Below are 8,431 nucleotides of genomic sequence, written 5' to 3' on the forward strand. Positions count from 1 at the left end.
CTTCCCGCCCGCAACGGCGCAACGCGATGCGCAACAAGCTGAAAGCAACGACGCGCAACGCCCTCCTGTTGCGTTGGAAACCAGAGGATTGGAGCGCATAGTTGAACTGGAAAAGGAACTGGCTGTCGCCAAATCCCGAAGCATCGGCCTCGAAGAACAGCGGCAACAGATGAGCGAAACGATCGAGGATCTTCGCAGGCGCCTGGACCGCTCAGAGGAGCGTGTGACGGCCCTGCTTGTGGCACCGCCGCAGAAGCGGCGAGGCTGGTGGCCTTGGGGACGCTCATAGCGTCCCGTTAGCCCCTAGACGTACTCTCGGCAACATTTCGGAATCCTTGAACCGATCCTAATGAAACGCGCTGGACGTTTCACACGGGGGTGCGTGAGGGTGCACTTGTGGAACGGCCACGAGCGCGTCCACGATCTGCTGTCGAATAATTCTGTCCAACCATCTACAGTTGCTCTTGAACCATGGCGAAGAGCCATTCGGACACGAAACGCCGTGCTTCCCCAAGATCGAACGCGGACTGGTGCACGAAACCGTTCCGCGTCGGCACGGACATCGGGCCGGACACGTACTTTCCCGACCCGGCATGAACGGTGCCGTCGCCTGGCGCGTCTGGCTCCTGTATCTCGTAACGGGTATCGGCGATGAAAACCGGAGGATTGGCTCCGTAGGGCGTATAGACGGGATCGGACCAGCGACCCCATTCCACCGTTCCGTTCTCGTCGTTGCGTTGTGGCTGCGCATTGGAAGGGGTATCGACACGAGACGTTTGCCGCCACTCTATATGATCCCAACATGGATGCCCTCGATCGGCGGCGTAAAACATCCGGGTGTTGGGATGGTAGCCTGAGGACCCGAGGCGGCTGTGATAGGATGCGGCCGCGATGATCTGGGTCCGGCTCTGTCTGAAAGCCGACCGCCCGTCAGGGTCGCCGTCGGGATCAAGATATTGACGATAGATCAATCGCCACCAGTCGGCTTGGTTGACGTAAATTTCGCCATATGGATTGGCGGCCGGCCTGGCCCAGAGCCGGCCGCCGCCCTGCCCCGTTCCACGCAGCCAATTGGTTGTCCCGTTCACAGAGCGATGACGCCCATTCGGCAACAGCTCTAACGGGCCGGGAAGATTGCCTGCGGTCGCGGTCGACTCGGACTGGTTCCGTCCGAGGACTTGCGACTCCACGCCTTCAAATCCCGCCCGCATCCGCTTGTAGGTAGCGGGAGACCCATCGGTCGGCATGGCACCGTGGATGACGCCGTGAACGTCCCCGCCTCCGCCATGCAGTTGGGTGTAGGCACGGGCCACGAGGCCACCCATGGAATGCGTCACGAGAATGGGCTTCAACGTTCGGTAGCCAAGCCGCTCGAAGCGGCGCATACTGTTTGCTGCAGCAGCGACCGTGTCACCAAGTCTGCGGGCCGAGTTGGCGTTGTCATCCGTCCAGTTGTAGGGATGAACCCAAACCTCGTACTTCAGGTTGAAGCAACCTCGCGGCACCTGTCCGCCGGCAGGGGTCTCGGCAGTCATGTCTAGCCAGCTTAGGAAGCTGATATATGAGCCTTGGTGAACACCACCCCATCCACGTTGAATTCGATCCGGCGTGAGGCCGCGTCCCGGCGTGCCTCGGTCGACTTCCAGATAGTCTGGACTGAAACCCCGACCCGGTGGCCCGACGAGCGCGCGACGCTTGCCGGCCGTGAAGCTCATGGCTTGTGCCGCTAGGGATCCACGCCCCGTATAGCGATCAGGGTCCCATACCATCCGGCCGCTAGCGCGGTTGCGTAGCCGGCTCCCCATGATGCCCGGCACGAATATGATCGGAAGGGAGACCGGTTCGGGACAGGTCTGAACAGCGTCGTTCATCGAACCGCCCGCTTCGGGGCGAAACTACCGAGCAAGCGGTTCCATACCGTTTCAGTCCATTCGGGTCCGTATGGCTCGGCGCCCGCATCGTCTCGCTCGTCGTAATATTCGGCGATGATACGAATGCCAGCGTGGCCCACATCATTCGGTCGCCCCACGACCAATAACCGCCCGACCTCTCGACCGTTCGCGGCGAACGCGCGACCGTCGAGATCGCCCAACTGCGCCGGTCGAGAACCGAGCCCGCTTGGCAGAGCGTCCGAGACGTCGAGGGGTGGGTCGCCGACAGCGCGATGCACGATCTCGACCCGCAGACCGACCGGCCGCGTTCCATCCGAGGGAGCGAACGTGACCCCATGGGCTTCGGTGGTGGGCGGTACCCGGGCACCTGCGCCGGGAAGACAGACCGCTCCCCGCTCGACGGGTGCGTGATCCGCACGCGGAAACAGGCTCCGCGCCAACGTCAACAACTCCGCTCGGGCAACCTCGGCATCTTCGGGAAACATGGCGCGGGTCACGCGAAACAGAACGCCGTCGCTGGCCACATAGGCCTCCTCGGTCCAATCGTCGGCCGGAACCCCCAGCAGCGAGGTATCCACGACGTGCGACACGATCCAGACATCCCCCTCGCGCATCTCATCGCGAAACAGGATCAGGACACCTTCCTGCTCAGTTTCCCCAGCCCGCAACGCGGCGATCCGAGCACGCACCATCCGATCCAGGTCCTTCTCGCCACCCGGCCCGAGCCGGTCGACGGTCATGGTGCGCAGCACGGAATACTGTTCGACCGGCTCGAGGATCATGGGAACCTCGAAATGGTGGTGCCCGATGCACCACGTCCTGAACTCGATCGCATCAGCCATCGCCGCACCACCTTCCATTAGCAGGAGGAGCATGCCTCCGAGTATTGAGGATCGCATCTTACGATTGCTCCACGATAGCCTGTGACAGGCGCCAGAGCCGGATTCCCGGGCCAGGTCCCGGCTCGCTCAACACGGCCCAGGCCTCTTCATGCCGACCGGAAGCATGATATCGCAAGTACAGTGACATTGCCTGTATCCGATCTTTCGGTTCCGCAAAGCCAGTCTTCCGCAGCCGACTCCAAAGCTCCTCCAAATCCGAAGGAAATATCCGATCTTCGCGTTGTCGTTGTGGCGATAGGCACAGCGCTGCAATGGCTTCGTCGCGCATGAGACGAATCCGCGTGGCAGTGCCTAGGGCGGCGAAAGTATCCGGGTCGAGCCAGATTGGCGAAGAGGACCAGCCTTCAACGGCCGGCCCTTCCAAACAAATCAGACGCCCCGCAGCCACATCGGCTATCAACCAACGCTGGGACCAGCCCCCAATCGGAGCGAGCATGTTGTTCGAAAATGCCCGTGTACCTGCTCCGCCATGGATCAGAGCTTCTTGGACGTGGTGTTCCCAAAACCGAAAGTAGAACCACTTGCCTTCTCCATCCTGCAACTTCGTGAACTTGCGCAGGTGCTTGCGCAGATCGTTTAGCGATCCTTGCGAGCGCAGGAAGATGCCCGATTCCCTGTCCCACATGTCTCCTGGCCCTTCGCCTTGGGTGAAGAGCCCCCGGGTGAAGCGGTGCCCTTCCTCCAGGCGCACGAGGTAAGGGGCGACGTCGCGCAGCTCTTCGGCGGCCGCACCCTGGAAGAGGCAGGCGTGGTCGAGGCCCGAGGTTTCCAGCATCTCGGGCAGGCCGGGCAGCTTGGCGGCGTCGAGCACGGCGTAGGTGTGGAGCGGCAGGATCGCCCGGCCCTCGATCACCTCCGGCTGCCCGAAGAGCGCCTCGTAGAGGGCGGGCGGGACGGTGAGGGGCTCCGCCACGCCGAGTTGCGCGTCCAGCGGCTCCACGCCCTCGATGGTCTCGACGTTCAGCGCAGGCGTGGATGCACCATCTCCGCCCTCGACCGAGGGACCGGGGAGGTTGGTCCAGTAGTCGCTGTCGTCCGCGCCTGTGGTCATGCGGTGCCTGTCTTGCCGGGTCGCCGTTCCCGGACATTGCGACGGGGCGGGCGCGAAGGCCAGACGCCCCGCATAGACAGGCGGCCTACAGCCCATAATCCCACCCGCTATCCCGATTGCGCTCGGCCTGCTTTTCCTTCTCCAGCTCGATTTCTCGCTCTCGTTCGCGGGCGGCGTCCAGCGCCTGCGCCTCTGCGGCCTGCCGTTCCTCGGCCTCGCGACCCTCGCGCAGCGCGGCGACCCGCTCCGCGAGACCGTCACGGTCGATCCCAGCGGCGGCAGCGCGCAGCCGCTCCGCGAGGTCCTGGCCGTCTGCGGTCGGCGCGTCCCGTGCGCCATCCCGACCCGCCGTCTCAACCTCGGACCGCTCTGGTCCCTCCGCCCCGGCCGCCCGCTCCTGCCCATGTGATGCGCCCTGTCGAGCGTCCCACGCCGCCCTGAGCCGCGTGGCGAGGTCGCGGCTGTCCTCCGGCGCCTCACGCCTCACGCTACCCTCAACCAGCGCCAGTTCGTCCTGCCCCGGCCCCACCCGCTCGCGCACACGGTCCACGACCCCGGCGGCCCGCTCGGCGATCCACGTCCCGACCTCGCGCGCGAGGTCGGCGGCGATCTCGCGCACCTCGGCCGCCCGCGCCTTGGCCTCGTGCCAGGCCGCGACCCGCCCGACCTCGTGGCCGCGCTCTTTCATCTGCCAGGCCCCGGGGGAGAGCTGCGGCAGGGGCGACCGGTCCAGCTCCACGGCCCGCACCGTCTGCGCCAGCTCCTCGCGCTCGTCGCCGCAATCGCGGGCCGCCGTGGCCATCTCCAGCGCCTCCTCGCGCTGCGCGGCGAGCGTGCGATGGTCCACGCGCTCGGCCACCTGCGCCCGCTCCAGCGCGGCGTTGGTGTCCCGCGCCCAGGCCTCCCGCCAGCTTGCCAGGACCTCGACCTTGTTCCAGTCGCGGTTCTTGGCGGTGAACCCGTTCTCCCCCACCTCCCGGGTGGTCAGGAGGATGTGGGCGTGGTGGTTGCGTTCGTCCCCCTCGCGGCCGGGTGCGTGGATGGCCACGTCCGCCACCATGCCCCGCTCCACGAACTGCTCCCGCACGAACCCCCGCACTAGCTCGACCCGCTCGGCGTGGGACAGCTCGTCGGGCAGGGCCACCCGGACCTCGCGGGCGACTTGACTGTTCTTGCGGGTCTCGGCTTCCTCGACGCGGTTCCACAGCTCGGACCGGTCGGAGACCCAGTCCGGCGCGTGGGACGGCGCGAGGATCTCCGTATGCTCGACGCCGGCCTTCGCGGCATAGTCGAACACCAGCCCCGTGCGCCGATCGGTGATCCGCTCGGCCACGCGGTAGGCGATGGCGGCCGTCGCCGACCGCCCTTGAGAGCGGGAGATGACGGAGGCGCGCAGGTGGTAGATCGCCATCGGGGTGCCGCGCTCTTTGCCCGAGCATGCGTTCGGGCGGGCTTAGGGGTCGAGGGGAAACGCTAGTCTCCCCCGCCCACACAAACCAAGGCATCAGCCGCCGCGTTTGTATAAGTGGGCACTTCGTGCTTGCACCTGACATCACAGGCTCCCACAAAGTCAACATCCACACTAGCCGAAAGGTCCCGAATGGCGCGCACAATCGACCAGCAGATTGCCGCAACGCAGGCCAAGCTCGCCCGCCTCAAGTCGCGCCAAAAGGCCTCCGAAACCCGCCGCAAGATCATCGTCGGCTCCGTCGTCATCTCCAACGCGCTTAAGGAACCCGAGAAGGCACGCGCCTTGGCCGCTCTCCTGCGACGGGCCGTGACGCGCGAAGTCGATCAAAAGGAGCTGGTCGGCTTGCTGGCGGAGCTGGACAAGGCGGCGAAGACGGCTGCACCTCGTAATGTCGAGGACCGGCCATGAGCAAAGACCCATTCCAGATCCTGGCCGACGAACTGACACTGATCCGCAAGGACATGGACGATCTGCGCCGGACGTCGCTCGATCGCGACGAGGCCGAGGCGCTGCATGAGATCGTGGCCCAAGGGGTCGAGCAGATGCGCAAGGCCACACGGGGGGCGCCAGAGGCCCTGGGAGCGGCCCTCAAGGTCGATCGGGACCACAGATGGCCCACAACGCCACGGAGGCGGCCGTACGGGCCGCTGAGAGCGTTCTGGGGGGCATTCGGCAGGATCTGGACAACGAACGCGCCAAACTCGCCACAGCCGCAGGAGAGGCCCGCAGAGAGGCCTGGCGCTACTTCGGGGGTTTCTGGGTCTGGATCGCCGCCATTGGCACCACAGGGGTGGTTATCGGGGCGCTGGCGATGGCGTGGATTGCGGGGCGCGGCGATGCGCGTGAGTTCGGGCAGTACCCCGGTATCTACTGCGGCAACGCAGGCGGTCAGGTCATCGAACAACCCGACGGGTCCAGCTACTGCGCCATCTGGATCAAGCGGCCGGAAGCCGAGCGGTGAGCGCAGAACCGGATCACTCCTGACGCGGCACCCGCCGTGATCGACGGCTGCGGATCGCCTCCATCTTTGCGCGCCGAAGCTGGCTCGTGAACGCGGCTCCGAACCGCCCGATCCGTCCACCCGGCTCGAAGTCGTAGGATCCAGGCAGCACATCCTCGTTGCGTTCGTCCACGATCACCCAAAGCGGGCGGTCCACGTCGAGCCCAGCCCGTCGTCGCTCGATCTGCGGCACCTCGATAGCAGTCTGACCCGGCAAAGGCGGCTGCGTGGTGATTGCGAGCAGGACCACCAATGTCCGGCCGTCGTCCTGGCGCAACAGCAGGATCAACGCACAAGGCCGCGTCTTGCGCCCCTCCGTCTCCCCGCTCTTGGCCTGACGCGCCCATAGGTAGGGATAGGACCAGACGTCCCCGACCGCAGGCGGATCGTAATCCGTGTTCACCGGCCAGCTCGGCCGTTCGGATCTTCGTTGCCATCCTGGGCCAGCTCATCGGCCTCCAGCGCAGCGAGAAGTGTGTCCGCCTCGTCGTCGCTCATGTCGGCCACATGGATCGCCCGTTGGGTCCGGCCCTGCTCGGCCATCTCCTCGAACCGCTCCACTGACATCACCACGAAGCGTGCCGTGCCGTGCCGTTTGATCCGTACAGTGTCTCGGGCAGCGGCTGCTAGAACGTCCCCTGTCCGATTGGCCAGGTCGGTGGAAGAAAACTCACGCATGACAGACCTCTCAAGAAGTTCCTAAGATAGCTAACCTAGGCGCTACCGTGTTGCAAGTCTTCATTCCCAGCCTGATTACGCCTACCACAGGCGCTACTCCTCAGTCTGTGGGGATAACCCTTCCCCTCCCTATCTGACCCACCCCATCCGGGGCCGCTGCGCATTGTGTTACGGTCGAGCTACGTTTGAGCGAAGCACAAAGATTGAAGTTGGAGAAACGGACGGCTTCGCCATCCGGTCGAGGAAAAAGTCCACCGCCGCCCGGCCGGTCGTTCGCTACCTGGCGGGCGCTCCCGTCCGAACGACCGTGGATTTTTTCCCCTCCTATTAGATCATAAGAAAGAGCAAATTCTGCGGTCTTTATTTTCAATAACTTACCAGGGGGGGGTGCGTCATAACTGGTGACGCAGGGGTGCGTCATAACTGGTGACGCAGGGGTGCGCCTTTCGTGACCAGTTTTCGGTCACAAGTGACGAATTTTTAGCTTGCAGACGCCGTCAGAATGTGGGCTTCTGTGACCGAAAACTGGTCAAAATCGACGCAGGGGTGCGCCATATGCAACAGCTTCCAGATACGCGTTCTCGTGGGGGCAACTGGGTCCAGACGGAGAGAGCTGCCCATGAGGCATGGGGTGCGCTCATCGCTAAGGCCCCGAAGGCGGCGCAGCTCATGCACGTCCTCGTCGCGCGGGTCGGACCGCATAATGCCGTTGTGGTCAGTCAAAATACTCTCATGGCTCTAACCAAGACCTCGCGCCGGACGGTTCAGCGTGCTCTGACCGTCCTCGTGGAAGACCGATGGATCGAGGTGAGGCAGGTCGGCCAGAACGGCACCGTAAACGCCTATATCATCAACGACCGCGTGGCCTGGACCGGGAAGCGCGACGGCATCCGTTACAGCCTGTTTAGCGCTTCCGTGGTCGTCTCGGACGAGGAGCAGCCGGACCGCGATCAGATCGGCTATCAGGAGCCGCTACGCAGGGTGCCTTCGATCGGCCGAGGCGAGCAGCAGCTTCCAACCGGCCCAGGCCTCCCCCCGCCATCGGAGCCCTCTTTTCCCAGTATGGAGCATGATCTGCCTGCAACCCACGATCCGCGCTACGACGGGGACGAGCATGACAGGTAATGCGCCTTATCGTTGCGCAACTCGATGCATGCAACGGCGCGCAACGCTATGAAGTACTCACTTTCCGAGGCCGCAAAAGCGACCGGAAAAAACAAAACAACAATCCAGAGAGCCATCAAGAATGGCAAAATTTCAGCGACGAAAGGGGCCTCTGGAGCATACGAGATCGACCCGGCTGAACTGCACCGTGTCTTCCCGCCCGCAACGGCGCAACGCGATGCGCAACAAGCTGAAAGCAACGACGCGCAACGCCCTCCTGTTGCGTTGGAAACCAGAGGATTGGAGCGCATAGTTGAACTGGAAAAGGAACTG

The 8,431-nt window shown here is 64.3% G+C and carries 11 protein-coding genes; 5 read left to right on the forward strand and 6 right to left on the reverse strand.

Going from position 1 to position 8,431, the window contains the following annotated elements; translation table 11 throughout:
* On the forward strand, window positions 1-289 hold a 289-nt coding region (locus tag HSX43_RS19515; protein ID WP_208454682.1), incomplete at its 5' end, for a hypothetical protein.
* 163 nt (window positions 290-452) lie between these two features.
* Here HSX43_RS19515 and HSX43_RS19370 read toward each other — a convergent pair.
* From HSX43_RS19370 to mobQ, 4 genes are all read right to left on the reverse strand, one after another.
* A complete protein-coding gene (locus HSX43_RS19370) occupies window positions 453-1,715 on the reverse strand; it encodes an esterase/lipase family protein (RefSeq protein WP_179381793.1) in 1,263 nt (420 codons plus the stop codon).
* A 152-nt stretch (window positions 1,716-1,867) separates the two neighbouring features.
* A complete protein-coding gene (locus HSX43_RS19375; RefSeq protein ID WP_179381794.1) occupies window positions 1,868-2,734 on the reverse strand; it encodes a hypothetical protein in 867 nt (288 codons plus the stop codon).
* A 58-nt stretch (window positions 2,735-2,792) separates the two neighbouring features.
* Window positions 2,793-3,845 (reverse strand): DUF4123 domain-containing protein, encoded by a 1,053-nt coding sequence (locus HSX43_RS19380; RefSeq protein ID WP_179381795.1) that lies wholly within the window; start codon window positions 3,843-3,845, stop codon window positions 2,793-2,795.
* Window positions 3,846-3,930: 85 nt separating this feature from the next.
* Window positions 3,931-5,256, reverse strand: a complete 1,326-nt coding sequence (gene mobQ / locus HSX43_RS19385; protein ID WP_179381796.1) for a MobQ family relaxase — start codon at window positions 5,254-5,256, stop codon at window positions 3,931-3,933.
* Window positions 5,257-5,445: 189 nt separating this feature from the next.
* Here mobQ and HSX43_RS19390 point away from each other — a divergent pair, with 189 nt between their 5' ends.
* Both HSX43_RS19390 and HSX43_RS19395 read left to right on the forward strand, forming a co-directional pair.
* Window positions 5,446-5,724, forward strand: coding sequence for a hypothetical protein (locus HSX43_RS19390; protein WP_179381797.1), 279 nt, complete (start codon window positions 5,446-5,448; stop codon window positions 5,722-5,724).
* A 202-nt stretch (window positions 5,725-5,926) separates the two neighbouring features.
* Window positions 5,927-6,277: a hypothetical protein gene (locus HSX43_RS19395; RefSeq protein WP_179381798.1), complete on the forward strand. Its 351-nt coding sequence runs from the start codon at window positions 5,927-5,929 to the stop codon at window positions 6,275-6,277.
* Window positions 6,278-6,290: 13 nt separating this feature from the next.
* On the opposite strand, the gene HSX43_RS19400 is transcribed toward HSX43_RS19395, so the two are convergent.
* Together HSX43_RS19400 and HSX43_RS19405 are read right to left on the reverse strand one after the other, a co-directional pair.
* Window positions 6,291-6,719, reverse strand: coding sequence for a hypothetical protein (locus tag HSX43_RS19400; protein WP_179381799.1), 429 nt, complete (start codon window positions 6,717-6,719; stop codon window positions 6,291-6,293).
* Entirely contained in the window at window positions 6,716-6,994 is a 279-nt protein-coding gene (locus tag HSX43_RS19405) for a type II toxin-antitoxin system prevent-host-death family antitoxin (protein WP_179381800.1), read from the reverse strand. The genes HSX43_RS19400 and HSX43_RS19405 overlap by 4 nt, the downstream gene beginning before the upstream one ends.
* Window positions 6,995-7,663: 669 nt before the next feature.
* On the opposite strand from HSX43_RS19405, the gene HSX43_RS19410 reads away from it, so the two are divergent.
* Both HSX43_RS19410 and HSX43_RS19415 read left to right on the forward strand, forming a co-directional pair.
* Entirely contained in the window at window positions 7,664-8,119 is a 456-nt protein-coding gene (locus HSX43_RS19410) for a helix-turn-helix domain-containing protein (protein ID WP_235962791.1), read from the forward strand.
* 48 nt (window positions 8,120-8,167) lie between these two features.
* Window positions 8,168-8,431, forward strand: a 264-nt coding sequence (locus HSX43_RS19415) for a MerR family transcriptional regulator (RefSeq protein ID WP_407929392.1), incomplete at its 3' end; no start/stop codon positions are given.

The sequence above is a fragment of the Jannaschia marina genome (genome assembly GCF_013404595.1).
GTDB lineage: Bacteria > Pseudomonadota > Alphaproteobacteria > Rhodobacterales > Rhodobacteraceae > Jannaschia > Jannaschia marina.

Excerpts from the sequence above, each read along its gene's own strand:
- mobQ (WP_179381796.1), bottom strand. The coding sequence starts at position 5,256 with ATGGCGATCTACCACCTGCGCGCCTCCGTCATCTCCCGCTCTCAAGGG.
- HSX43_RS19370 (WP_179381793.1), bottom strand. The coding sequence starts at position 1,715 with ATGAGCTTCACGGCCGGCAAGCGTCGCGCGCTCGTCGGGCCACCGGGT.
- HSX43_RS19395 (WP_179381798.1), top strand. The coding sequence starts at position 5,927 with ATGGCCCACAACGCCACGGAGGCGGCCGTACGGGCCGCTGAGAGCGTT.
- HSX43_RS19380 (WP_179381795.1), bottom strand. The coding sequence starts at position 3,845 with ATGACCACAGGCGCGGACGACAGCGACTACTGGACCAACCTCCCCGGT.
- HSX43_RS19405 (WP_179381800.1), bottom strand. The coding sequence starts at position 6,994 with ATGCGTGAGTTTTCTTCCACCGACCTGGCCAATCGGACAGGGGACGTT.
- HSX43_RS19410 (WP_235962791.1), top strand. The coding sequence starts at position 7,664 with ATGCACGTCCTCGTCGCGCGGGTCGGACCGCATAATGCCGTTGTGGTC.
- HSX43_RS19375 (WP_179381794.1), bottom strand. The coding sequence starts at position 2,734 with ATGGCTGATGCGATCGAGTTCAGGACGTGGTGCATCGGGCACCACCAT.
- HSX43_RS19390 (WP_179381797.1), top strand. The coding sequence starts at position 5,446 with ATGGCGCGCACAATCGACCAGCAGATTGCCGCAACGCAGGCCAAGCTC.